Origin of the sequence: Streptomyces sp. MAR4 CNX-425 (assembly GCF_048656465.1) — a bacterium.
Classification (GTDB): Bacteria; Actinomycetota; Actinomycetes; order Streptomycetales; family Streptomycetaceae; genus Streptomyces.
On the sequence record NZ_JBMDLF010000007.1, the window covers coordinates 251,305 to 275,513 of the forward strand.

The following is a 24,209-nucleotide window of genomic DNA, read 5'->3' on the forward strand; positions in this document are numbered from 1 at the left end:
GTCAGCAGACAGCCATAACGCGGGAGGGTGGAATGGCGGTCAGGGATCGGCGTACGCCGGTGACACGGGGTGGCCGTGGCGGGAGACCAACGCTGGAGCAGGTCGCCGCGCGAGCCGGGGTGGGCAGGGGGACGGTGTCCCGGGTGATCAACGGATCGGACCAGGTCAGCGAGCAGGCGCGGGCGGCGGTCGAGCGCGCGGTCGCGGAGTTGGGGTACGTGCCCAACCGCGCGGCCCGGGCGCTCGCCGCCGGCAGCGCGGACGCGGTCGCGCTGGTGATCCCGGAGCCCGAGACCCGGCTGTTCTCCGAGCCGTACTTCTCGGACATCGTCCGGGGGGTGAGCGCGGAACTGGCGGAGACGGACAAACAGCTGCTGCTGACGCTCATCCGCTCCCCCCGGGAACGGGAACGGCTGGCGGCGTACCTGAGCGCCGACCGGGTGGACGGGGTGCTGCTGGTCTCGGTGCACGAGGGCGACCCGCTGCCGGAGATGCTGGCGGCCATGGGGCTGCCCGCGGTCCTCAACGGCCGCCGGGCGGCGAGCGAGGCCGTACCCTACGTCGACTCGGACAACACCGGCGGCGCGCAGGCGGCCGTCGAACACCTGATAGGCCGCGGACGTGGCGCGATCGCGACCATTACCGGCCCTTCTGACATGTACGTCGCCAGCTGCCGGCTGGACGGCTACCGTCAGGCGTTGAAGGCGGCCGGCCGCCACGAGGACCCCGGGCTGGTCGCGGACGGCGACTTCACCGAGGACGGCGGCCGGCGCGCGATGACGGAGCTGCTGGAGCGCCGCCCCGACCTGGACGCCGTCTTCGCCGCCTCCGACGTGATGGCCGCCGGCGCGCTCCAGGTGCTGCGCGCCGCGGGCCGCACGGTGCCGGACGACGTCGCGGTCGTCGGCTTCGAGGACTCCCCGGTGGCCCGCCACACCGACCCGGCGCTCACCAGCGTCCGCCAGCCGACGGAGGAGATGGGCCGGGCGATGGTACGGGTCCTGCTGGAGGGCATCGACGCGGACGCGGGGGCCGCGGCGGCGGGCGCGGCGGAGGGCCGCCACGTGGTGCTGCCGACGGAACTGGTGGTCCGCGCCTCGGGCTGACCCGGGTCCGGGGCCGGAGGCGCCGGGGGTGGTCGCGCCGGGGGCGGGAGCGCTGGGCGCCGGCGCCCCCGGCGGGGGCGGGTGTCCCCGGCGGGGGGAGCGGGTGTCCCCGGCGGAGGGCGGGCGCCGACGGCGGGGAGAGCGGGTGTACCCGGCGGGGGGCGTCTCCGGTGGGGGGTGGGCGCGCCCGGCGGGGGGTGTCGCCGTTCACCCACGACACCGCCACCCCACGACACCGCGCCCACCGACGACCAGACCCGATCCCGGCGCCGCAGGCCAAGCCCGACGCCCGGCGCCGCAGGTCAACCCCGACACCCGGCGCCGCAGTCCGCCCCCCACATCCCCCACGCCCATCGCCGCAGCGTGCCCCGGCGCCGTCTCCCGGCCGCGTCTCCCGGCGCCGTCCCCCGACGCCGTCTCCCGGCCGCGTCTCCCGGCGCCGTCCCCCGACGCCGTCTCCCGGCCGCGTCTCCCGGCGCCGTCCCCCGACGCCGTCTCCCGGCGCCGCCCCGGCCGCGACGCCGCCCCCCGGCCCCCCGCCGCCGGGAGCCCGGCCCCCGCCCTCCGGGAGCCCCGCCCCCCGCCCCGTTGGCCCCAACCGCCCCCCGCCGAACCCGACTTCTGCCCGGAGGGTTGACAGGTGCATAACCCTTCGGGAGATTGGGAGCGCTCCCACAGTTCAAGTCTTGCACCTCCCGCCGCGAGGACGGGGGCGTACCACCCAGCCCACCACCCCCGTCCGGTCAGCTCAGCCGGGCCGGGCGCACAAAGGCCCCGTGCGTCCGGCCCGGCTGTCCCCCCACGCCGTCCGCTCGCGAGTCCGCACGCCCGAACACCTTCCAGGAGGATTCGTGCACGCACCCCGCACTCCCGACGAGCCCGCACGGTTGTCACGAAGATCGTTCACCGCCGCCACCGGCGGGGCGCTCGTCGCCCTCGGCGCCGGCCAGGCCCTGGCCGGCGCCACCGCCCACGCCGCCGAGGCGCCCTCGAACGGCAGCGCGAAGGCCGTCGCCGCCACCCCGTACACCGACGCCTTCCTCGCCCAGTACGAGAAGATCAAGGACCCCGCCAACGGGTACTTCAGCCCCGACGGCATCCCGTACCACAGCATCGAGACGCTGATGGTCGAGGCGCCCGACCACGGCCACCAGACCACCTCGGAGGCGTTCAGCTTCTGGATCTGGCTGGAGGCCGCGTACGGCAGGGTCACCGGCGACTGGGGGCCGTTCAACGGCGCCTGGGAGACCGCCGAGCGCTCCATCATCCCGTCCCACGCCGACCAGGCCAGCAGCGGCTCCTACCAGCCGGGTTCGCCCGCCACCTACGCGCCCGAGCACCCCGAGGTCTCCGACTACCCGTCCCAGCTCGACCCGGACGTGTCCGTCGGGCAGGACCCCATCGCCACCGAACTGGCCGCGACGTACGGGACGATGGACGTCTACGGCATGCACTGGCTGATGGACCTGGACAACACCTACGGCTACGGGAACACCCCCGGCACCGGCGGCCAGAACGGGCCCGGCCCCGGCGCGTCGTACATCAACACCTACCAGCGCGGCTCCCAGGAGTCGGTCTGGGAGACCATCCCGCAACCCACCACCGACCTCTTCGAGTTCGGCGGGCCGAACGGCTACCTCGACCTCTTCGTCGGGGACGCCTCCTACGCCCAGCAGTGGAAGTACACCAACGCCCCGGACGCCGACGCGCGCGCCGTGCAGGCCGCGTACTGGGCGCTGACCTGGGCGCGGGCGCAGGGCAACGAGAGCCAGGTGGCGGAGTCCGTCGCGCGCGCCGCGAAGATGGGCGACTACCTGCGCTACGCCATGTTCGACAAGTACTTCAAGCAGATCGGGGACTGCACCAGCCCCACCGGCTGCCCCGCCGGCTCCGGCCGCAGCTCCCAGCACTACCTGCTGTCCTGGTACTACGCCTGGGGCGGCTCCGCCGGCGACGGCGGCGGCTGGGCCTGGCGCATCGGCGACGGCGCCTCCCACCAGGGCTACCAAAACCCCTTCGCCGCCTGGGCGCTGTCCACCGTCCCGGAGCTGATCCCCGAGTCCCCCTCCGCGCAGGGCGACTGGGCCAAGTCCCTGACGCGGCAGCTGGAGTTCCTGCGCTGGCTCCAGTCCACCGAGGGCGCGCTCGCCGGCGGCTGCACCAACAGCTGGGAGGGTGCGTACGGCGTCCCGCCGACCGGCACGCCGACCTTCTACGGCATGCCGTACGACTGGCAGCCCGTCTACCACGACCCGCCCAGCAACAACTGGTTCGGCTTCCAGGTCTGGGGCATGGAGCGCGTGGCGCAGTACTACCACGCCACCGGCAACGCCGACGCCGAGGCGGTCCTCGCCAAGTGGGTCGCCTGGGCCTCCGCCGAGACCACCGTCGGCGCCGACGGCAGCTACCGCTTCCCCGCCACCCTGCGGTGGACCGGCGCCCCCGACACCTGGAACGCCGCGAACCCCGGCGACAACGCCGGGCTGCACGTGGAGGTCGTGGACTACGGCGACGACGTCGGCGTGGGCGCCGCGCTGGCCATGACCCTCGTGTACTACGCCGCCGGGGCCGCGGACGCCGATGCCGCGGCGCTGGCCAAGGCGCTGCTCGACGCCATGGCCGCGCACGCCGACGACAAGGGCATCGCCGTCCCCGAGACCCGCCGCGACTACGACCGCTTCGACGACGAGGTGTACGTCCCGGACGGCTGGTCCGGCACCTCCCCGTACGGCGACACCATCGAGCCCGGCGTCACCTTCATCGGCCTGCGCCCCTGGTACCGGGACGACCCGGACTGGGAGAAGGTGCAGACGTACCTCGACGGCGGCGCCGCGCCGGTGTTCACGTACCACCGCTTCTGGGCCCAGGCCGCCCTCGCCCTCGCGCTCGCCGCCTACGGCGAGCTGCTCGGCGGCGAGTCCCCCGGCGGGCCCGGCGACGACACCGAGCCGCCGACCGTGCCGGGCGGGCTGCGGGTCACCGCCACCGCTCGGAGCAGCGTCGCGCTGGCGTGGACCGCCTCGACGGACGACACCCGGGTGACGGCGTACGACGTGTACCGCGACGGCACGCCCGTCGGCAGCACGTCCACGACGTCCTTCACCGACTCCGGGCTCGCCGCCGAGACCACCTACTCCTACACGGTCGCCGCCCGGGACGCGGCGGGCAACGCCTCGGAGCAGTCGGAGGCGGTGGAGGCGACGACCGGAGCCGGCACCGGCACCGGCACGGTGAAGGTCGAGTACCGCAACAACGACCAGAACGCCACCGACAACCAGATCAAGCCGGGCCTGCGGATCGTCAACACCGGCGGGGGCGCGCTGAGCCTGTCGACGCTGACCGTGCGCTACTGGTTCAGCGGCGAGTCCGGCGCGACCACGTACGGCACGCACTGCGACTACGCCCGGCTCGGCGCCGCCAACGTCACGCACCGCGTCGTCGCGGCCGGCGGCAGCACCCCCGGCGCCACGCACTACCTGGAGGTCGGCTTCACCGCCGGCGCCGGCAGCCTCGCCGCGGGCGACTCCACCGGCGACATCCAGCTGCGGCTGAACAAGACCGACTGGTCCGCCTTCGACGAGTCGGACGACTACAGCCGCGCCACCACCGGCACGTACATCGACGCGCCCCGAGTCGTCGCGTACGTCGCCGGGCAGCCGGTGTGGGGTACGGAGCCCTGACGCCGGCGGCGCGGCCGGTGCGTACGCCGTCGAAACTCCCGTCGGTACGCACCGGCCGCGGCAGGACCGCGGGTTGAACCCGCCGCGAGGGGCGCGGCCGTGACGACGAGGGGTGCGGCCGCGCCCCGCCTCCCCCACACCCCCCATCCGAAAGGACGTCTTCCGTGAGACGGCACATACCCCGTGCCCTCGCCGCCGTGCTGGTCGCCGGAGCGCTCGCCGCGCCCGGCGGCGCCGCCGCGGCCGCCGACGAGGGCCCCGAGCTGATCGTCAACGGCGACTTCGCCGCCGGCACCGACCCCTGGTGGTGGACGCCGGACAACCCCGCCACCGTGGTCGACGGGCGGCTCTGCGCCGAGGTGCCCGCCGGCACCGCCAACCCGTGGGACGCCATCGTCGGCCAGAACGACCTGCCGATCGAGGCCGGCGAGACCTACGCCCTGCGCTACACCGCCACCGCCACGACACCCGTGACCATCCGCACCAACGTGCAGCAGGCCGTGGAGCCGTGGGCCCAGTTCTTCGCCTCCGCGGACCAGGTCACCGACACCGCGCAGACCTTCGAGCACATCTTCACCGCCACCGCCGGCGACGAGGCCGCCCAGCTCGCCTTCCAGATCGGCGGCAGCGACACGGCGTACACCTTCTGCGTCGACGACGTCTCGCTGCGCGGCGGCGCCGAACGGCCCCCGTACGACCCGGACACCGGCTCGCCGGTGCGCGTCAACCAGGTCGGCTACCTCACCGAGGGGCCGAAGAACGGCACCTTCGTCACCGACGCGACCGAGCCGCTGACCTGGACCCTGAACGCCGCCGACGGCACCGAGAAGGCGAGCGGCACCACCGTGCCCGCGGGCACCGACCCGACCTCGCTGGAGAACGTGCACACCTTCGCCTTCGGTGACTTCACCGAGGCCGGCGAGGGCTACACCGTCACGATCGACGGCCAGACCAGCGAGCCGTTCACCATCGGCGACGACATCTACGGCACGCTGCGCACCGACGCGCTCGCGTACTTCTACCACAACCGCAGCGGCATCGAGATCGACGCCGACCTGGTCGGCGAGGAGTACGCGCGGCCCGCCGGGCACGTGAACGTCGCGCCCAACCAGGGCGACGACGACGTCCCGTGCCAGCCGGGCGTGTGCGACTACACCCTGGACGCCGCCGGCGGCTGGTACGACGCGGGCGACCACGGCAAGTACGTCGTCAACGGCGGCATTGCCGCCGCCCAGGTGATGAGCGTGTACGAGCGCACGCTGACCACCGAGGGCGCCGACGGCGAGCCGATCGGCGACGGCAAGCTGGCCGTGCCCGAGCAGGGCAACGGCGTGCCCGACGTGCTCGACGAGGCGCGCTGGCAGCTGGAGTTCCTGATGTCCATGCAGGTGCCGGCGGGCGAGGAGCTGGCCGGCATGGCGCACCACAAGCTGCACGACGAGCAGTGGACCGGGCTGCCCCTGCTGCCGCACGAGGACCCGCAGCCGCGCGAGCTGCACCCGGCGTCCACCGCCGCGACGCTCAACCTGGCCGCCACCGGCGCGCAGTGCGCGCGGCTGTACGCGGACTTCGACGCGGAGTTCGCCGACCGCTGCCTGTCGGCCGCCCGGACCGCGTACACCGCGGCCGAGGCGCACCCCGACATGCTGGCCGACCCGAACGACGGGACCGGCGGCGGCGCGTACAGCGACAGCAACGTGAGCGACGAGTTCTACTGGGCCGCCGCCGAGCTGTACCTGGCCACCGGCGAGGACGCCTACCTCCAGGACGTGCTCGGCTCGCCGCTGCACGGCGACGCCGAGGCGGTCTTCCCGCGCGGCGGCATGTCGTGGGGCGCCACCGCCGGGCTCGGCGCGCTGGACCTGGCCACCGTCGACAGCGGGCTGACGGACGCCCAGCTGGGCGTCGTACGCGGCATGGTCACCGACGCCGCCGACGGCTACGCGGCCGACGCCGCGAACGCCGCCTACGGCGTCCCGTACGCCCCCGACGGCGGACGGTACGTCTGGGGCTCCAACAGCCAGGTCCTCAACAACATGGTCGTCCTGGCCACCGCGCACGGCCTCACCGGCGAGTCCGGCTACCGCGACGCCGTGCTCACCGGCCTGGACTACCTGCTGGGCCGCAATCCGCTGAACCAGTCGTACGTCACCGGCTACGGCGAGCGGGACTCGAAGAACCAGCACCACCGGTTCTGGGCCAACCAGCTCGACCCGAGCCTGCCGAACCCCGCCCCCGGCTCGATCGCCGGCGGCCCGGACTCGCAGCTGGAGGACCCGGTGGCCGAGCAGGAGCTCCAGGGCTGCCCGCCGGCGATGTGCTACATCGACCACATCGAGTCGTACTCCACCAACGAGATCACGATCAACTGGAACGCCCCGCTCGCCTGGATCGCCGGCTACGCCGACGACCTGGGCGCCGCGGACGGCGGCACCGGCCCCGGCCCGGGCCCCGGTGAGGAGTGCGCCGCGGCGTACTCCGTGCCCAACGAGTGGCCCGGCGGCTTCACCGGCAGCGTCACGCTCTCCTGCGACGGCGCGTCCCTCGACGGCTGGACCGTGGAGTGGGACTTCCCCGACGGGCAGCGCATGACGAACGCCTGGAACGCCGTCTGCACCCAGTCCGGGACCACCGTGAGCTGCCGGAACACGCCGTACAACGGCGCGGTCCCGGACGGCGGCTCGGTCTCCTTCGGCTTCAACGCCGGCTGGAGCGGCGCCAACGGCGCCCCGGAGGAGGTGAAGCTCGTCGGCTGAACGACGGCCGCCGGGGCGGGAGTGCTCCCGCCCCGGCGGCGCACACGCGTGCGGCCGCGGCTCTTAAGCGCCCCCGATGCGTTCCTCAAGAGAGCCTTAAGGCTGGCGCCCGGCGTCCCTCTTGGGCGCATTGCCCGAGTCGGGGTCAGTAGCGTGCGTAGCGTTCCTCGGGACGGCGAGGCGGCCCAGGGCCGCCGGCCGTGCCGAGCGGTGCGGGCCGTCCCCCCACCGCCTCCCCCCGCGGGCTCCGCGGCCCGCCGCGGACCGGCAGCGGCGGGGGGAGGCGGGCCCGTGCCTCCTCTTCTGGGAGGGTCACTCCCAGGGCACCTGCGCCGAGCGGTAGAAGTCGACGCCCATCCGCTCCCACCGCGGGCCCTGTCCCACCAGCCGGTCGCGGTAGCCGTCCCAGCCGAGCTTCGCGGCGGGGGACCAGCCCAGTTCGGCCGCGCCCGCGGCGCGCGGGAAGGCCATGAACTCGATCTCGTCGGAGTTCGTCAGCGTCTCCGACCACAGCGGCGCCTCGACGCCGAGGATCGCGCTCTCGGGCACGCCGCCGCCGAGGTACGTGCCGGGGTCCCAGTCGTAGGACTGCCGCACCTCGACGTACCCGGCCCAGCTCAGCCCCAGCGGCGTTCCCTCGTGGTACTTCATGTCGAGGTACGTCCGGTTGGCGGGCGACAGCACCACCGGGGTGCCCGCCTTCGCCGCGTCGATGACCTCCTGCTCGTCGCCGCTCGTGCCCCAGTACTGGGCGACGGCGCCGTCGGCGGGGTCCGCGCCGGCGATCTGGTGCCAGCCGACCACGGTCTTGCCGTACTTCGCGACGATCGCCTGCGCCCGCTCCATGAACGCGACGTACTCGTCGTGCGGGGTGGAGTGCGCCTCGTCGCCGCCGATGTGGATATACGGGCCGGGCGTCAGCTCGGCCAGCTCGCGCACGACGTCGTCGACGAAGTCGTACGTGACCTCCTTCGGCACGCACAGCGTGCTGAAGCCGACCTGGGTGCCGGTGTACAGCGGCGGGGCGACGCCGTCGCAGTTCAGCTCGGCGTACGAGGCGAGGGCGGCGTTGGTGTGGCCCGGCATGTCGACCTCGGGCACGACGGTCATGTGCCGGGAGGCGGCGTACGCGACGATCTCGCGGTACTGGTCCTTGGTGTAGAAGCCGCCCTCGCCGCCGCCGACCTGCGTGCTGCCGCCGTACTCGGCGAGTCTCGGCCACGAGTCGATCGCCAGCCGCCAGCCCTGGTCGTCGGTGAGGTGCAGGTGGAGGGTGTTGTACTTGTAGAGCGCGAGCTGGTCGACGTAGCGCTTGACCTGCTCGACGGTGAAGAAGTGCCGGGCCACGTCGAGCATCGCGCTGCGGTACGCGAACCGCGGCTCGTCGCTGATCCGCCCGCCGGCCACCGGCCACGGCCCGTCCTGCGGGGTGTCCGCCTCCACGGCCGGGGGCAGCAGCTGGCGCAGGGTCTGGACGCCGTGGAAGAGCCCGGCGGGGGCGGCGGCGGTGATCAGCACGCCGTCGGCGCCGGAGGTCAGCTCGTAGCCCTCGGGGCCGACGGCCTTCCTGAGCCCGGGGCGGAGCCGCAGCTCGACGTCGCCGGACTCGCTGCCGACGGGCAGCTCGAAGCCCGTCGAGGGGCGCAGCACGCCGGCCAGGTACTCCCCGGCGGCGCGGGCGGAGACGGCCGCGTCGGACCGCCCGGGCGGCACCCGGATGGCGGAGCCGGCGGTGATCTCGTACGGGCTGCCGCCGGGGGCGACCTCGGCGGGGGCGGGGATCACGGAGTCCAGCGCGACGGGTTCGGCCGCCCGCGCCTCCCGCGCCGTGGTGCCGGGCGCCGCCGGCGAGGCGCCGGCACCGAGGGCGGCGGCGACGGCGACGAGCAGCGCGACGCCGAGGCGTGGAAGGCGGCGGTCCGGGGGGTGACGTCTCACGGTGGTCCCTTCGGAGAAGCGGATCGTGCGGCGTTGCCATGGACATTCCCCGGCGTACCGCCGGAAGCGAGACCGGGTCAAGGGTGTAGACCAATCTGCGAGAAGCGGGGGAGGAGGTCCGGGGAAAGGAGTAATCCCTGCCCGATTCCGGGCAGATTTCTTGCGAAAAGGAAGATCATCGAGCAGTATCGACGGGTGCACGACGACCTCATCGACCACCTGATACGCAGCGCGCCGCTCAGCCGCGGCGAAGCCGCGCGGGTCGTCCAGGACGTCCTGGCCTACTTCGACGAGACGACGCCCGTGTTCGTCCGCCGGCGCCACCGCGAGCTGCGGGCGGACGGCCTGGTGAACGACGAGATCTTCGACCGGATCGCCCGGGAGCTCGCGCACCGCGCGGTCGCCCCGCCCGAGCTGACCCGGCGTCAGCTGCGCCGCATCGTCTACGGCTAGCCGCCCCACCCTCCCCTCACCCTCCCGACAGGAAGCGAACGATATGTGCGGAATCGTCGGTTACATCGGCAAGCGCGACGCGGCGCCCCTGCTGCTCGAAGGGCTTCAGCGGCTGGAGTACCGCGGCTACGACTCCGCCGGGGTGGCCATCGCCGCCCGCTCCGGCGCGCTGAAGACCGTCAAGGCCCAGGGCCGGGTACGGGACCTCCAGGCCCGGCTGCCCAAGCGCTTCGCCGGCGCCACGGGCATCGCGCACACCCGCTGGGCCACCCACGGCGCCCCCAGCGACGCCAACGCCCACCCGCACCTGGACGAGTCCGGCAAGGTCGCCGTCGTCCACAACGGCATCATCGACAACGCCGCCGACCTGCGCGCCAAGCTGGCCGCCGACGGCGTCGAGCTGGTCTCCGAGACCGACACCGAGGTCCTGGCCCACCTCGTCGCCCGCTCCGCCGCCGGCACCCTGGAGGAGGCCGTCCGCGAGACGCTGCGGCTGGTGGAGGGCACGTACGGCATCGCCGTGCTGCACGCCGACTTCCCGGACCGCATCGTCGTCGCCCGCAACGGCTCGCCGGTCGTCCTCGGCATCGGCGAGCGGGAGATGTTCGTCGCCTCCGACGTCGCCGCGCTCGTCTCGCACACCCGCCAGGTCGTCACCCTCGGCGACGGCGAGATGGCCACGGTCAAGGCCGACGACTACCGCACGTACACCACCGAGGGCTCGCGCACGTCGTCCTCGCCGGAGACGGTGGAGTGGTCGCCCGAGGCGTACGACATGGCCGGCCACGACACGTACATGCACAAGGAGATCTGCGAACAGGCCGACGCCGTCGACCGCGTGCTGCGCGGGCGCATCGAGGACCGGTTCTCCACCGTCCACCTCGGCGGCCTCAACCTGGACGCGCGCGAGGCGCGCGCGGTGCGCCGGGTGAAGATCCTCGGCTGCGGCACCTCCTACCACGCGGGCATGATCGGCGCGCAGCTGATCGAGGAGCTGGCGCGGGTCCCCGCGGACGCCGAACCGGCCAGCGAGTTCCGCTACCGCAACCCGGTCGTCGACCCCGACACGCTCTACGTCGCCGTCTCCCAGTCCGGCGAGACGTACGACGTGCTGGCCGCCGTGCAGGAGCTGAAGCGCAAGGGCGCGCGGGTCCTCGGCGTCGTCAACGTCGTCGGCTCGGCCATCGCCCGGGAGACCGACGGCGGCATCTACGTGCACGCGGGCCCGGAGGTCTGCGTGGTCTCCACCAAGTGCTTCACCAACACCGTCGTCGCCTTCGGCCTGCTCGCCCTCCACCTCGGCCGCATCCGCGACCTGTCGGTCGCCGACGGCCGCCGCATCATCGAGGGGCTGCGCCGGCTGCCGGAGCAGATCGCCGAGATGCTGCGTGGCGAGGACGAGATCCGGGAGCTGGCCAGGGAGTACGCGCACGCGCGGTCGATGATGTTCATCGGCCGGGTCCGCGGCTACCCGGTGGCCCGGGAGGCGGCGCTGAAGCTGAAGGAGGTCAGCTACATCCACGCCGAGGCGTACCCGGCCTCCGAGCTGAAGCACGGCCCGCTGGCGCTGATCGAGCCGGAGGTGCCGACGGTGGCGATCGTGCCGGACGACGAGCTGCTGGAGAAGAACCGGGCGGCGCTGGAGGAGATCAAGGCCCGCGAGGGCCGCATCCTGGCGGTCGCCCACCGCCGCCAGGAGAAGGCCGACCACACGATCGTGGTACCCCGCAGCGAACCGGAGCTGGACCCCCTCCTGATGGGCATCCCGCTCCAGCTCCTCGCGTACCACACGGCCCTGGAGCTGGAGCGCGACATCGACAAGCCCCGCAACCTGGCGAAGTCGGTGACGGTGGAGTAGCCCCGGAACACCCGGCCGCGGGGCGCAGCCGCCCACAGGGTGGGCGGGTGGGAGCCCCGCGGCGAAGCCGCGGACCCCGGGCGCAAGGTGAGATCCCCGCGCAGGGCGACCGTACGCACACCCGAAACCTCCGACGCACCGCGAGGATCCGGCGCCACCCGGCCCCGCGCCACCCCGCCGCCCCTCAGCGGGAGGCGAAACCGCGAAAGAGCGGCCCTCTGCGCGTGCCACCACGTCGCGCAGAGGGCCGCCTCCCCTGTGCCGGCGTCGCCCAATACGCCGGCGGTGCCGCTGCCGTACCGGGGACCGTCACCTCCCGGTGGGCAGCGCGTCGTCGTGTCCCCTATATGCCCCTCACAAATTCACAACCCACATCTACTCGCGAGTAAATTTCTCCGGGATACGGGAACGCACCCGCACCGGCCGCCACCCCCGGCGCCACCGGCGCATCCGCGCGCGTGAGGCGGCTACGGCACGACGACGACGGGCCGTTGGGCCCGGCGCGCGAGACGGCCGGCGACGGAGCCGAAGATGCGGCCCACGATGCCCTGCGTGGAGCCGACCACGATGGCGTCGGCCTCGTACTCCCGGCCGACCTCCTCCAGTTCGTGACAGATGTCGCCGCCGCGCTCGACCAGGATCCACGGCACGTCGGTGAGGTAGTCGGCGCAGGCGAGCTCCAGCCCGAGCACCTCGGTGCGGTGGTCCGGCACGTCCACGAAGACGGGCGGCTCGCAGCCCGCCCAGACGGTGGCGGGCAGCCGGTTGGCCACGTGCACGATGATCAGGCCGCAGCCCAGACGGCGCGCCATGCCTACCGCGTAGGCGAGGGCGCGTTCGCTGGAGGTGGAGCCGTCGAAGCCGCAGACGACGCCGTGCTTGAACGCCGGATCGCAACTCTGGCGCGGCTCGGCCGCCGCTTCCAGGTCCGCCAGTGGATCGGCGACCGGCTTGCGGTCCGCGGGTTCGGGGAATTCGTGACCGGCCATCGGTGTCTCGGCGAAGGGAATCCTCGTGACTGGAGGGACTCGGATGCTGTGTCCGGGAATCATCTTCCCAATCCCGTACAACAAGGGTACGGCGACACTACCTCCCTTGCCCAGGCTCGGGCGGCAGTATGCCAGGTGGCCCCGGCGAACGGTTCACAGGAGCATGCCCCAGTGCGGCGCCCCGCGCAATGCCCGCCCGGTCCGGGCGGGCGGCCCGGCGATCGGCCCGGGGGGCGCACGGTACCGGCGCTCGCCGATCCGGTGTGCCGCCTTCGTGCCGCCCCCCACGCTTCCGTGCGCTCTCGCCGCGCCCCCCGGGCGCGTCGTCGCCGCCGCGAACGCGAACGCGGCGCGCGCGCCCCGGACGCGGCGCAGGACACGGCGGGGCCGGGCCTCTCACCGGCGGTTTCGCGACTCCGTGCGGCCGTACGCCCGGGACGGCGCGGACCGCCCCCGGCTACCCGATCTTTTCGGCCAACTTCCCTTCTGCACACTGGAGTTGCGAGACTCAGGGCGGGAACGTTCCGGGCTCGGGGGGCTGGGGGCGCAGTCGGGGCGCACGAGCCGTGCAGGGCGGAGAACCGGAGGGGGTGGCCTTCCCTGTCGCGTGAACCGGTGACACCGTTCGCGATCGATGGCTTCACGCCAAGTTTCCATGTCGACACCCAGGTGGGGCCGAACCTGCCCCGCGTGTCACACAAGACACGCTTTACCTGTCGATATAGATGCGGGGCTGAACCTGTCCGGTCCGTCGTACACGACGCAGTAGATTTGATCTTGGCCGAGAGACCGAGATCGTCTCGGGGGTGTAGGTGCTGGACGCAGAGGGAGAGAAGCGAGGGGGCTTAGCGTCATGAGCCAGGACTCCACCGGAGCGGGCGCAACGATCCGGTCCGGCGGGCCACGCCCACCCGAGGTGGCGGGAGCCGCGGCACGCGCGGGCGAGGCACCACGCCCGCCCCGCCGGCGACGGGAGATCGTCGCCGTACTGCTGTTCAGCGGTGGCCCCGTCTTCGAGAACTCCATCCCCCTCTCCGTCTTCGGAGTCGACCGCCAGGACGCCGGCACCCCCCGGTACCGGCTCCTGGTCTGCGCCGGTGAGGACGGCCCGCTGCGCACCACCGGCGGCCTGGAGCTCTCCGCCCCGTACGGGCTGGAGGCCCTCGCCCGGGCCGGCACCGTCGTCGTACCGGCGTGGCGCTCGATCACCCAGCCGCCGCCGCCCGCCGCGCTGGAGGCGCTGCGCCGCGCGCACGAGGACGGCGCCCGCGTCGTCGGGCTGTGCACCGGGGCGTTCGCCCTCGCCGCGGCCGGGCTGCTCGACGGCCGCCCCGCGACGACGCACTGGATGTACGCGCCGACGCTCGCCAAGCGCTACCCGTCGGTCCACATGGACCCGCGCGAGCTGTTCGTCGACGACGGCGACATCCTCACCTCGGCGAGCACGGCCGCCGGCATCGACCTGTGCCTGCACCTGGTCCGCCAGGACCACGGCGCCGAGGCCGCCGCCGCCCTCTCCCGGAGGCTGGTGGTGCCCGCGCGGCGCAGCACAGGCCAGGAGCGCTACCTCGACAGGTCTTTACCCGAGGAGATCGGCGGAGACCCGCTGGCGGAGGTCGTCGCCTGGGCGCTGGAGAACCTGCACGAGCAGTTCGACGTGGAGACTCTCGCCGCCCGCGCGTACATGAGCCGACGCACGTTCGACCGGCGGTTCCGCACGCTCACCGGCAGCGCACCGCTGCAGTGGCTGATCACCCAGCGGGTGCTTCAGGCGCAGCGGCTGCTGGAGACGTCGGACTTCTCCGTGGACGAAGTGGCAGGGCGGTGCGGCTTCCGCTCGCCCGTCGCGCTGCGCGGGCACTTCCGCCGCCAGCTCGGCTCCTCCCCGGCCGCGTACCGGGCGGCCTACCGCGCCCGCAACCCCCAGGCCGTACCGCCGCCGGAGCCCCCGACGGTGCCCGCGCCCCGGCGCCCGCCGGGCCCCGGCGGGTACGTCCCGGGCGCGGCCGTGGGCGGCGTCCCGGGCGGCGTCCCCGGCGGTCCCGTGAGCGGCGTGGGCGGCCCGGCCGCCGCCGCGGGCGGCGGCGGCGCGGACGGCGCCGAGAAGCCGCAGTCCGACGCGTACGCCCCCGGCCACCCCGAGCCGCACCCGCAGCGCCACCGGAGCGCACTCGTCCGCCGCGCGACCGTGCCGGGGCAGCGGGACCGGCACGTAGGGTGAGGGCCATGAACGATCGGATGGTCTGGATCGACTGTGAGATGACCGGCCTCTCGCTGGTCGACGACGCGCTCGTCGAGGTGGCCGCGCTCGTCACCGACTCGGAGCTGAACGTGCTCGGCGACGGCGTCGACATCGTCATCCGGCCGCCGGCGGCGGCCCTGGCGTCCATGCCCGACGTGGTACGCGCCATGCACACCGCCTCCGGCCTCCTCGACGAGCTGCCCGGCGGCACCACGCTGGCGGACGCGGAGCGGCAGGTGCTCGACTACGTGCGCGCGTTCGTCCCCGAGCCCGGCCGCGCCCCGCTCTGCGGCAACTCCGTCGGCACCGACCGCGGATTCCTGGGCCGGGACATGCCGGACCTGGAGGGGCACCTGCACTACCGCATCGTGGACGTCTCGTCCGTCAAGGAGCTGGCCCGCCGCTGGTACCCCCGGGCGTACTTCAACAGCCCCGAGAAGGCGGGCAACCACCGCGCCCTGGCGGACATCCGGGAGAGCATCGCCGAGCTCCGCTACTACCGCGAGGCGGTCTTCGTGCCCCCGCCGGGCCCGGATTCGGACACCGCGAAGGCCATCGCCGCCCGGCACACGCTGGCACCGGACGGCTCGTAGCACGACGGGGAAAGCCGGCGGCGAGCACCGCCGGCGACCCTGTACACTTCTAGTCGGCCGGTGCGGAAGCATCAGCTCACGGTGGGTGTAGCTCAGCTGGTAGAGCACCTGGTTGTGGTCCAGGTGGCCGCGGGTTCAAGTCCCGTCACTCACCCTCGGCAGTAGAACGGCCCGGGCCCGGTTCTCCGACACGGAGACCGGGCCTGACGGCTGTCCGGGGCGTGCCCCCGGCGGTCAGGCGGACGAGGCGGCGCGGCGGGCGGCGTAGGCGCGGGCCTTGGCGCGGTTGCCGCAGCCCTGCATCGAGCACCAGCGCTTGCTGCGGTTCTTCGACACGTCCCAGAACACCTCGTGGCAGGTGTGCTCCGCGCAGCGCTTGAGCCGGGCGGCGTCCCCGGTGACCGCCAGCGTGCTCCAGGCGATGGCCAGCTCCGTCACCGCCCGCCCGGCGCCGTCCGCCGGGGCGCCGGCGGGTGCGAGGGTGCCGTCGGCGGCGATACGTACCGGAAAGCGGGCCAGCGCCGCGTCGGCGGCCTCCGTGACCGCGCGGTCGGGGGTGTCGCCGACGTGCGTGCCGAGGTGCTCGCGGATGCCGGCGCGCAGGGCTACGCACGCCTCGTGCAGCGCGGAGTCGAGGGCGGGGGCCGGGGCGGGGGCCGGGCCCGGCGCGGGGAGCAGGCCGCGGGCGGTGAGCCAGGCGGCCAGGTCCGCCGGGGTGCGCAGCGCGTCCGTGCCCGCGTGGATGTCAAGCGTGTTGGCGAAGTCGGCCACCAGCTCGGCGGCCCGGGGCGGTGCGCGCATACGGACCACTTTACCGGCTATCGCGTTTGCTGGTAAATTCATCTCACCGGCAAACAGCTTTGACGGTTAGGGGTGGGTCATGGCGGACGCGTCCGCGGTGCTGGAGGGCGGTCGGATACGGGCGGCCCGGGATCCCGGGCGCCGCAACACCGCCGTGCTCGTCGGCTTCACCGCCGTCACCAACCTCGCCGACGGCGTTCTGAAGATGGCGCTCCCGCTGCTCGCCGCCCGCGCCGGCGGCTCGGCGGCGCAGGTCACCGGGGTGGCGCTGGCCATCTCGCTGCCGTGGCTGCTCGTCGCCCTGCACGCCGGCGTGCTCGTCGACCGCGTCGACCGGCGGCGGCTGCTGTGGGTCGTCAACGTGCTGCGGCTGCTCGTGCTGGTGCCGCTGCTCGCCGCCGCCGCGGGCGGCGGGCTGTCCATCGGGCTGCTGGCCGCCGCCGGCGCGGCCGTCGGCGTCGCCGACGTCGTCGCCTCCACGGCGGCCACCGCCCTGGTCCCCGCCGCCGTGCCGCCCGCCGGGCGGGACCGGGCGAACGCCTGGATGGCGGGGGCGGAGACGGTGTTCAGCGAGTTCGCCGGGCCGTTCGCCGGCGGGCTGCTCGTCGCGCTGGGGGCGGGGTACGCGCTGGGCGCGACCTGGGCGGCGTACGCCGCGGCGGCGCTCGTCCTGGTGCTGCTCGTCGGGCGGTTCCGGGCCGTCCTCGTACCGTACGAGGACGGGGGAGCCGCAGGCGACGGAGGCGGCACGGGAGCCGGGGGCGGCGGGGGAGACGGGCCGGGGCCCGCGGCCACCACCGTCAACGGGCAGATCGCCGAGGGCCTGCGCTACCTCTGGCGGCACCGCCTGCTGCGCTCCCTCGCCCTCATCCTCACCGTGCTCTCCGGGACCTGGGGCGCCTGGCTCGCCCTCATCCCGCTGTACGCCACCCGCGACATGGGCCTCACCCCCGGCCAGTACGGGGCCCTGCTCAGCGCGCTCGGCATCGGCGGGCTCCTCGGCGCCGTCGCCGTCACCCGGCTGAACCGGCTGCTGGGCCGCCGCCGCGTGATGCTCGCCGACCTCTTCGGCACCGCCGCGATGGCCGCCGTGCCGGCGCTGACCGCCGACGCGCGCGCCGTCGCCGCGGCGGCGTTCCTCGGCGGGCTCGGCGGCACGCTGTGGACGGTCAACAGCCGCACGGTCATCCAGCGGGCGGTGCCGGACGCGATGCTCGGCCGGTTCAGCTCCGCGATCCGGATGTTCGCGTGGGGCGCGATGCCGCTGGGCGCGGGGCTGGTGGGGCTGCTCGCCGAACTGGCCGGGGCGCGGGCGGCGTTCGGCTTCTTCGCGGTGGCGTCGGTGCTGACGGTGCCGTTCTTCCTGCGGGCGGCGGCCCGCGGCGCGGACGCGCTGCGCTGAGCGCCGCCCCGCCCGCGGGCGCCGCGCCGAGGCGTGTCCGTGGGCGGGGGCTTCTGTCGGTGGGGCCGCCTACCCTGGGGTGGGTGTGCGGGGATCTCGGGGCACGTGGGCGCGCGGTTCCCGTGCCCTTCCCGACGCCCTTCCCGCGCCCTTTCTGCGCCCTTTCTGCGCGCCTTCTGCGCGCCTTCTTCGGCCCGGCTTCCGTCCGGGCCTCTGTCGGCGGGGCGGCCTACCCTGGGGTGGGTGTGCGGGGGGCGTGGGGGGCCAGGGGGTTGCGCAGGGTGCCGACGAGTTGCAGCGCCGCCGACGGGTCCGTCAGGTCGACCATCTGCCGGTTGTCCCGCAACTGGAGCCGGTTCAGGCACGACAGCGCGAACTCCGGCGCGAACAGGTCGTGCCGCGCGAACCGCTCCGCCAGGTCCGGCACCGCCGCCCGGTAGTCCCGCGCGCACTCCGCGACCGTCCGCCAGAACTCCTCCTCGCCCAGCACCCCCGCCTCGTCCAGCAGCGGCGCCAGGAAGCGGAAGAAGCAGTCGAAGACGTCCGTGAAGACCGACAGCAGCTGCATGTCGTCCGGCACCTCGGCCCGGATGCGCTCCGCCGCCGGCGGCAGCGGCACGTCCGGGTCCATGACCACGACCTCCTCCGCGATGTCCTTGAACAGCGCCCGCTCCACCGTCCCCGCCTCGTCGAGGACGAGGATGACGTTCTCGCCGTGCGGCATGAACGCCAGCCCGTACGCGTAGAAGGCGTGCAGCAGCGGCGTCAGGTACGCGTCCAGGTACCGGCGCAGCCACTCCGCCGGCGCCAGCCCCGAGCCCTCGGCCAGCGCCGCCGCCAGCGGGCGGCCCGCCCGGTCGGTGTGCAGCAGCGCCGCCATCGTCATCAGCCGCCGCCCCGCCGCGAGCCGCGGCACCGGGCTCTCCCGCCACAGCGCGGCCAGCATCTTGCGGTAGGGCGAGCCGGGCGCGGTGGCGGCCTCGTACGCCTCGTGGCGGTAGCCGACGGCGGCCAGCTCGCGCAGGATGCCCAGGCCCGTGCCGCGCAGCACCTCGTCCTGCTCGACGAGCCCGGCCACCCAGTCGTTGATCGCCGGTGTGGCCTCCATGTACGCGGCCGACAGCCCGCGCATGAAGCCCATGTTGAGCACCGACATCGCCGTCTTGACGTAGTGCCGCCCGGGCGCCGAGGTGTTGAAGAAGGTGCGTATCGACTGCTGCGGCTGGTACGTGTCCTCGCTCTCGCCGAGGTACACCAGCCGCCGGGCGGCGACCTCGCCCGCGAAGGTGACGGAGAGCTTGTGCTCCCACTGCCACGGGTGCGCGGGCATCAGCAGGTAGTCGTCCGGGTCGAGGCCGAGGGACGTGAGTCGGGCGGCGAAGCCGTCCAGCGCCGCGGGGCCCAGCTCCGCGTCCAGCAGCGCGCCGTAGTCCAGCCCCGCGCCGCACGTGAACGTCGCCCGGTCGCGGTGCGCGGCGAGCCAGACGAGACGGGTGCGGGCGCCGGTCTCCGGGGCGTACGCCCGGTAGTCCGCGGCGCCCAGCCCCAGGCGGCCGTTGTTGGCGACGAAGCAGGGGTGGCCCTCGGTCATCCCCGCCTCGATCGTCTGGAAGTCCGCCCGCGCCAGGTCGGGGTGCTCCGGGGCGGCGAGCTTGTACGCGGTGCTGGCCAGCGTGGAGGTGATCTCCTCCAGGTAGACGGGCAGCACCTCCGCGCTCAGCCCCAGCGGCTCGCGCAGCTCGGTGAAGAACCGCAGCGCGTCGAGCCCGGAGCCGCCGGGCGGGTCGCCCGGCGCGTGGCGGGTGACGGTGCGCGGGTCGACGCGCCAGTGGTCCAGCGCGTAGCGGCGGGCTTCGAAGCGGTATTCGGCGTCCCCGGCCCGTAGCGCGTACGAGCCGACCCCCCGCGGCTCGGGCGTCAGCAGCCGCTCGTGGGTGAACTCGCCGATCGCCTTGGCCAGCAGCCGGCGCGTGGCCTCCGCCCAGCGGCCGGGGGTGAGGTGGGCGGTGGCGGTGGCGTCGGGAGTTGCGGTGGCCGCCCGCGCGGCCGCGAACTGCTCGCGGGTGCAGAAGCTCAGCAGCGCCTCCTTCCCGGCCTCGTCCCCGGTCTCGTTCCCGGCGGGCCCGGGCATCCGCACCCGCCGCGCCACCCGGAAGCCCACCGCCTCGTTGAGCGCGTGCACCGCCGTGTTCCGCACGTCCGGCTCGACCACCACCCGGCGCACCGCCGGATCGGTGAACAGCCACTCCATCACCGCCGTGATCACCGCCCGGGTGAAGCCGTGCACGGGGGTCTCGGCCGGCGCGGTGAGGAAGTGCATCCCGACGTCGCCCTCCCGCGCGTCGTAGACGCCGACCAGCTCGCGGTGCGCCGGGTCGTAGCGTTCGGCGAGGAAGGCGGGGACGCCGTCGGCGAGGCCGACGAAGGCGTCGTGGTGCGGATCGGCGGCGATCCGCGCGTACTCCTTCTCGACCTCCTGGAGCGTGCAGCCCTGCATCAGCCAGAACGCGGCCTTGGGGTGGGTGACCCAGGCGTGCAGCAGCGGCGCGTCCCGGGCGGGGTCGAGGGGGCGCAGGGTGAGGTTCATCAGGCCGGCGCTCCGAACTCCTGGAAGGCGATGGACTTCTCGATCGGGTAGACCTCGCGGCCGGTCATCTCCCGGATGATGCAGGAGTTGCGGTACGCGGCCATGCCGAGGTCGGGGGCGGCGAAGCCGTGCGTGTGCAGCTCGGCGTTCTGCACGAAGACCTCGCGGCCCGCGCGGTCCACGGTGTAGTTGCGGGCGACCGCGAAGCGGCCCCGCTCGTCGCGCGCGAGGCGGTCGGCGATGCCGGCGAGGAAGGGCGGCTCGGCGTAGCGGTAGCCGGTGGCCAGCACGAGCCCCTGGGTGGCCAGGTCGAAGTCCCGGCCCTGCTCCTCGTGGCGCAGGCCCAGGGTGTACGTGCCGTCGGCGTACCCGGCGGAGACCAGCGCGGTGTTGGTGAGCAGCCGGGTCGGCACCGGGCCGCGGCGGGACTTGACGTACAGCAGGTCGAAGATCGCGTCGATCAGCTCGGTGTTGATGCCCTTGTAGAGGTTCTTCTGCGCGGCGCCGAGCCGGTCGCGTACGGGCGGGGGCAGCGCGTGGAAGTAGTCGACGTACTCGGGGGAGGTCATCTCCAGCGTCAGCTTGGTGTACTCCAGCGGGAAGAACCGCGGCGAGCGGGTCACCCAGGTGAGGTGGTAGCCGTCGGGCGTGAGGTCCTGGAGCAGGTCGTAGTAGATCTCGGCGGCGCTCTGCCCGCTGCCGACGATCGTGACGGACTCCTTGGCCTTCAGCCGCTCCTTGTGCTCCAGGTAGCGGCTGTTGTGCAGGACGTCGCCGCCGAGGCCGCGGCAGGGCTCGGGCACGTACGGCGGCGTGCCGGTGCCCAGCACCAGCCGGCGCCCGCGGTACTCGCCGCGCGGGGTGCGGACGACGTACGTGCGGTCCGCCGCGTCCCGGTGGACGGCGGTGACCTCCTCGCCGAAGCGGACGGAGGGGAGCCGGGCGGCGGCCCAGCGGCAGTAGTCGTTGAACTCCTCGCGCAGCGGGTAGAAGCTCTCGCGGATGTAGAACGGGTACAGCCGCCCGGTCTCCTTCAGGTAGTTGAGGAAGGAGTACGGGGACGTGGGGTCGGCCAGCGTGACCAGGTCCGACAGGAACGGCGTCTGGAGCGTGCTGCCCTCGATGAACATCCCGGAGTGCCAGTCGAAGCCGGGCTTGCGCTCCAGGAAGACGCCGTCGAGGCCGTCGACGGGCTCGGTGAGGCAGGCCAGGCCCAGGTTGAACGGGCCGAGGCCGACGGCGACGAAGTCGTGGACACGGCGCTCAGCGGGCGGGGACGGCGGAGACGTCGGGGACAAGGGATTCTCCCGTGTAGGCGGCGGCGTGCTCGGCTATGAGGTCGAGGACGGCGGTCAGGTCCTCGGCCGTGGTCTCGGGGTTGAGCAGCGTGAACTTCAGGTGGTGCCGGCCGTCGACCTTGGTGGCCGCGACCATCGCGGCCCCGGAGGCGGCCAGCTGCTCGCGGGCGTGGAGGTTGGCGGCGTCGGCCAGCGCGTGGTCTGCCAGCGCGGGGTCGGCGCCGGCGGCCGGGGTGTCCGGGACGTAGCGGAAGACCAGCGTGGACAGCTGCGGCCGTACGGCCACCTCGAAGCGGGGGTCCGCGGCCAGCAGCCGCCAGCCGGTCTCGGCGAGGTCGCAGACCTCGTCGAAGAGCGCGCCCACGCCGTCGGCGCCCATGACGCGCAGCGTCAGCCACAGCTTGAGGGCGTCGAAGCGGCGCGTGGTCTGCAGGGACTTGTCGACCTGGTTGGGGAGCTGCTCGGCGGCTGTGCGCTCGGGGTTGAGGTAGTCGGCGTGGTACGTGGCGTGCCGCAGGGTGGCCCGGTCCCGTACCAGCACGGCGGAGGAGCTGACCGGCTGGAAGAAGGACTTGTGGAAGTCGACGGTCACCGAGTCGGCGCGCTCGATGCCGGCGAGCAGGTGCCGGCGGCGGCCGGAGACCAGCAGCCCGCAGCCGTACGCGGCGTCCACGTGCAGCCACACCCCGTACCCGGCGCAGAGCCCGGCGATCCGCGCCAGCGGGTCGACGCCGCCGAAGTCGGTGGTGCCGGCGGTGGCGACGACGGCCATGGGGACGAGGTCGTCGCGCTGGAGCTCCGCGAGCGCCGCGGCCAGCGCGGCGGGCCGCATCCGGCGCTCGGCGTCGCAGGCCACCTCGACCACGGCCTCCTCGCCGAGGCCGAGGAGCACGGCGGCCTTGCGGACGCTGAAGTGGCCGTGGGCGGAGGCGAGGATGCGCAGCCGGGGCAGGATCTCGGCGGTGCGCAGCTGGGCGCCGCGCTGTTTGCGTACGCCGTCGCACGCCTCCTCGCGGGCGAGCAGCAGCGCGTGCAGGTTGGACTGGCTGCCGCCGGAGGTGAACACGCCGTCCGCGGCCGGGCCGAGGCCGATGCGGGCGGCGGTCCAGTCGACGAGGCGGCGCTCGATGAGGGTGGCGCCGGCGGACTGGTCCCAGGTGTCGAGGGAGGAGTTGACGGCGGAGAGCACCGCCTCGCCGAGCACGGCGGGGATGACGACGGGGCAGTTGAGGTGGGCGAGGTAGCGCGGGTGGTGGAAGTAGACGGCGTCGCGCAGGTAGACCCGGTCCAGCTCGGCCAGCGCGGCGCCGGCGTCGCCGAGGGGGCGGTCGAGGTCGACGGCGTCGACGACCGGGGCGAGGGCGGGGGGTGTGACGCCCGTGAACGGGCGGTCTGCATGGGCCAGTCGGGCCGCGATGTGCTCGACGCCTGCGGTGACCGTACGACGGTAGCTGCCGGCGGTGCGGTCGTTGAGCAGGTGGGACCTCATGGATGCTGTCCTCACTACGACGGGTTAACGGGATAGGAGCCCAAAAACTTAGGGAAGCCTAACCTAAGTAATTGGCCCTAGGTCCCCCGCCCCCGCCGTTTCGGCCACTTCCCGCCGGCTCACCCCGCCGCGCCCGTGTCCTCGGCCGCCTCCTCGGGCTCGTAGCGGAACTGGTCCTCCGTCACGCCGCGGCGCCAGTAGCCGGTGAAGGAGACCGCGCGCCGGTCGAACTTCCGCTCCCGCACGAGCTGCCGGCGCAGCTCCCGCACCATCCCCGCCTCGCCCGCGAGCCAGGCGTACGGCGTCCCCTCCGGCAGCTCCGCCGCGCGCAGCGCGTCGACGACGCCGTCGGCGGTGCCGGTGAGCCAGCCGACCTCCACGTCCGCGGCGGAGTCCAGCTTGATCGCGTCGTCGGCGTGCGGGACGCGGATCCACACCTTCGCCGGCAGCCCCGCGGGCAGCGACTCCAGGATCGCCGCGGCGGCGGGCAGCGCGGTCTCGTCGGCGGCCACGATGACGTAATCCGTATCCTCCGGGAGCCGGAAGCGGACGCCGGTGTTGTCCGGCACGGCCGGGCCGAGCGCGATGATCCAGTCGCCGGGCACGGCCCCGCTCGCCCACTGCGCGGCGGGGCCCGCGGGGTCGGTGTGCAGCACGAAGTCGATGTCGACCTCGCCGGGGCGCTGCGCGCGCACGGTGTACGAGCGCAGCACGGCCCGTACGTCGGGGTCGAGCGCGCGGTACTCGTTGAACCAGTCCGGGCCCGTGGGCATCACCGGCTCCGCCTGGCCGGGGTGCGGCAGGAACAGCGACAGGCTCTGGTCGTACCCGCCGGAGGCGAAGCCGTCGAGGGCGTCGCCGCCCTCGCCGCCGCCGAAGGTGACGCGCAGGAGCGTGGGGCTGAGCCGCTCGGTGCGGGCGACTTCGAGACGGAAGAAACGGAACGGCTCCGCGGCCTGCGCGGCCTCTTCCGCCGTCGGTTCGGTCGTCGGCTCGGTGGTCGGTTCCGTGGTCACG

The 24,209-nt window shown here is 74.1% G+C and carries 15 protein-coding genes and 1 tRNA gene; 9 read left to right on the plus strand and 7 right to left on the minus strand.

Translation table 11 applies throughout. From position 1 onward, the window contains the following. Positions 1–32: 32 nt before the first annotated feature. From ACHZ99_RS21285 to ACHZ99_RS21295, 3 genes are all read left to right on the plus strand, one after another. The gene (locus ACHZ99_RS21285) at positions 33–1,106 is read left to right on the plus strand and encodes a LacI family DNA-binding transcriptional regulator (RefSeq protein ID WP_420306261.1); all 1,074 of its coding nucleotides are present in this window, start codon (positions 33–35) and stop codon (positions 1,104–1,106) included. 851 nt (positions 1,107–1,957) lie between these two features. After that, complete coding sequence (locus tag ACHZ99_RS21290; protein ID WP_420306262.1) at positions 1,958–4,786, plus strand: glycoside hydrolase family 48 protein; 2,829 nt, start codon at positions 1,958–1,960, stop codon at positions 4,784–4,786. A 164-nt stretch (positions 4,787–4,950) separates the two neighbouring features. Then, the gene (locus ACHZ99_RS21295; RefSeq protein ID WP_420306263.1) at positions 4,951–7,542 is read left to right on the plus strand and encodes a glycoside hydrolase family 9 protein; all 2,592 of its coding nucleotides are present in this window, start codon (positions 4,951–4,953) and stop codon (positions 7,540–7,542) included. A 312-nt stretch (positions 7,543–7,854) separates the two neighbouring features. On the opposite strand, the gene ACHZ99_RS21300 is transcribed toward ACHZ99_RS21295, so the two are convergent. Continuing rightward, complete coding sequence (locus ACHZ99_RS21300) at positions 7,855–9,480, minus strand: beta-N-acetylhexosaminidase (RefSeq protein ID WP_420306264.1); 1,626 nt, start codon at positions 9,478–9,480, stop codon at positions 7,855–7,857. Positions 9,481–9,675: 195 nt separating this feature from the next. Between ACHZ99_RS21300 and ACHZ99_RS21305 the strand changes: the two genes are divergently transcribed. Together ACHZ99_RS21305 and glmS are read left to right on the plus strand one after the other, a co-directional pair. Then, positions 9,676–9,933: a hypothetical protein gene (locus tag ACHZ99_RS21305; protein ID WP_420306265.1), complete on the plus strand. Its 258-nt coding sequence runs from the start codon at positions 9,676–9,678 to the stop codon at positions 9,931–9,933. Between the two features lie 43 nt (positions 9,934–9,976). Then, a complete protein-coding gene (gene glmS / locus ACHZ99_RS21310) occupies positions 9,977–11,791 on the plus strand; it encodes a glutamine--fructose-6-phosphate transaminase (isomerizing) (RefSeq protein ID WP_420306266.1) in 1,815 nt (604 codons plus the stop codon). 467 nt (positions 11,792–12,258) lie between these two features. On the opposite strand, the gene ACHZ99_RS21315 is transcribed toward glmS, so the two are convergent. Continuing rightward, complete coding sequence (locus ACHZ99_RS21315; RefSeq protein WP_420306267.1) at positions 12,259–12,780, minus strand: universal stress protein; 522 nt, start codon at positions 12,778–12,780, stop codon at positions 12,259–12,261. A gap of 853 nt (positions 12,781–13,633) precedes the next feature. On the opposite strand from ACHZ99_RS21315, the gene ACHZ99_RS21320 reads away from it, so the two are divergent. The 3 genes from ACHZ99_RS21320 to ACHZ99_RS21330 all read left to right on the plus strand — a co-directional run bounded on the left by ACHZ99_RS21320 (position 13,634) and on the right by ACHZ99_RS21330 (position 15,769). Beyond that, entirely contained in the window at positions 13,634–15,001 is a 1,368-nt protein-coding gene (locus ACHZ99_RS21320) for a helix-turn-helix domain-containing protein (RefSeq protein ID WP_420306268.1), read from the plus strand. Between the two features lie 5 nt (positions 15,002–15,006). Further along, the gene (gene orn / locus ACHZ99_RS21325; RefSeq protein ID WP_420306269.1) at positions 15,007–15,615 is read left to right on the plus strand and encodes an oligoribonuclease; all 609 of its coding nucleotides are present in this window, start codon (positions 15,007–15,009) and stop codon (positions 15,613–15,615) included. Positions 15,616–15,696: 81 nt separating this feature from the next. After that, positions 15,697–15,769 (plus strand) — tRNA-His (locus tag ACHZ99_RS21330). A gap of 80 nt (positions 15,770–15,849) precedes the next feature. Here ACHZ99_RS21330 and ACHZ99_RS21335 read toward each other — a convergent pair. Continuing rightward, positions 15,850–16,416, minus strand: coding sequence for a CGNR zinc finger domain-containing protein (locus tag ACHZ99_RS21335; RefSeq protein ID WP_420306270.1), 567 nt, complete (start codon positions 16,414–16,416; stop codon positions 15,850–15,852). 79 nt (positions 16,417–16,495) lie between these two features. Here ACHZ99_RS21335 and ACHZ99_RS21340 point away from each other — a divergent pair, with 79 nt between their 5' ends. Continuing rightward, on the plus strand, positions 16,496–17,818 hold the full coding sequence (locus ACHZ99_RS21340) for an MFS transporter (protein WP_420306271.1): 1,323 nt from the start codon (positions 16,496–16,498) through the stop codon (positions 17,816–17,818). 229 nt (positions 17,819–18,047) lie between these two features. On the opposite strand, the gene ACHZ99_RS21345 is transcribed toward ACHZ99_RS21340, so the two are convergent. The 4 genes from ACHZ99_RS21345 to ACHZ99_RS21360 form a co-directional block, all read right to left on the minus strand. Continuing rightward, positions 18,048–20,405: a GNAT family N-acetyltransferase gene (locus ACHZ99_RS21345; protein WP_420306272.1), complete on the minus strand. Its 2,358-nt coding sequence runs from the start codon at positions 20,403–20,405 to the stop codon at positions 18,048–18,050. Beyond that, positions 20,405–21,703 (minus strand): lysine N(6)-hydroxylase/L-ornithine N(5)-oxygenase family protein, encoded by a 1,299-nt coding sequence (locus ACHZ99_RS21350; protein WP_420306273.1) that lies wholly within the window; start codon positions 21,701–21,703, stop codon positions 20,405–20,407. Before ACHZ99_RS21350 ends, ACHZ99_RS21345 begins: the two co-directional genes overlap by 1 nt. After that, positions 21,669–23,192 (minus strand): pyridoxal phosphate-dependent decarboxylase family protein, encoded by a 1,524-nt coding sequence (locus ACHZ99_RS21355; RefSeq protein WP_420306274.1) that lies wholly within the window; start codon positions 23,190–23,192, stop codon positions 21,669–21,671. The genes ACHZ99_RS21350 and ACHZ99_RS21355 overlap by 35 nt, the downstream gene beginning before the upstream one ends. Before the next feature lie 119 nt (positions 23,193–23,311). After that, positions 23,312–24,208: a siderophore-interacting protein gene (locus ACHZ99_RS21360; protein WP_420306275.1), complete on the minus strand. Its 897-nt coding sequence runs from the start codon at positions 24,206–24,208 to the stop codon at positions 23,312–23,314. Position 24,209 lies beyond the last annotated feature (1 nt).

Bases quoted from the DNA above. Each gene is read 5' to 3' on its own strand.
- ACHZ99_RS21320 (WP_420306268.1), top strand. From the start codon at position 13,634: ATGAGCCAGGACTCCACCGGAGCGGGCGCAACGATCCGGTCCGGCGGG.
- ACHZ99_RS21285 (WP_420306261.1), top strand. From the start codon at position 33: ATGGCGGTCAGGGATCGGCGTACGCCGGTGACACGGGGTGGCCGTGGC.
- ACHZ99_RS21340 (WP_420306271.1), top strand. From the start codon at position 16,496: ATGGCGGACGCGTCCGCGGTGCTGGAGGGCGGTCGGATACGGGCGGCC.
- ACHZ99_RS21335 (WP_420306270.1), bottom strand. From the start codon at position 16,416: ATGCGCGCACCGCCCCGGGCCGCCGAGCTGGTGGCCGACTTCGCCAAC.
- ACHZ99_RS21315 (WP_420306267.1), bottom strand. From the start codon at position 12,780: ATGGCCGGTCACGAATTCCCCGAACCCGCGGACCGCAAGCCGGTCGCC.
- glmS (WP_420306266.1), top strand. From the start codon at position 9,977: ATGTGCGGAATCGTCGGTTACATCGGCAAGCGCGACGCGGCGCCCCTG.
- ACHZ99_RS21355 (WP_420306274.1), bottom strand. From the start codon at position 23,192: ATGAGGTCCCACCTGCTCAACGACCGCACCGCCGGCAGCTACCGTCGT.
- ACHZ99_RS21345 (WP_420306272.1), bottom strand. From the start codon at position 20,405: ATGAACCTCACCCTGCGCCCCCTCGACCCCGCCCGGGACGCGCCGCTG.
- orn (WP_420306269.1), top strand. From the start codon at position 15,007: ATGAACGATCGGATGGTCTGGATCGACTGTGAGATGACCGGCCTCTCG.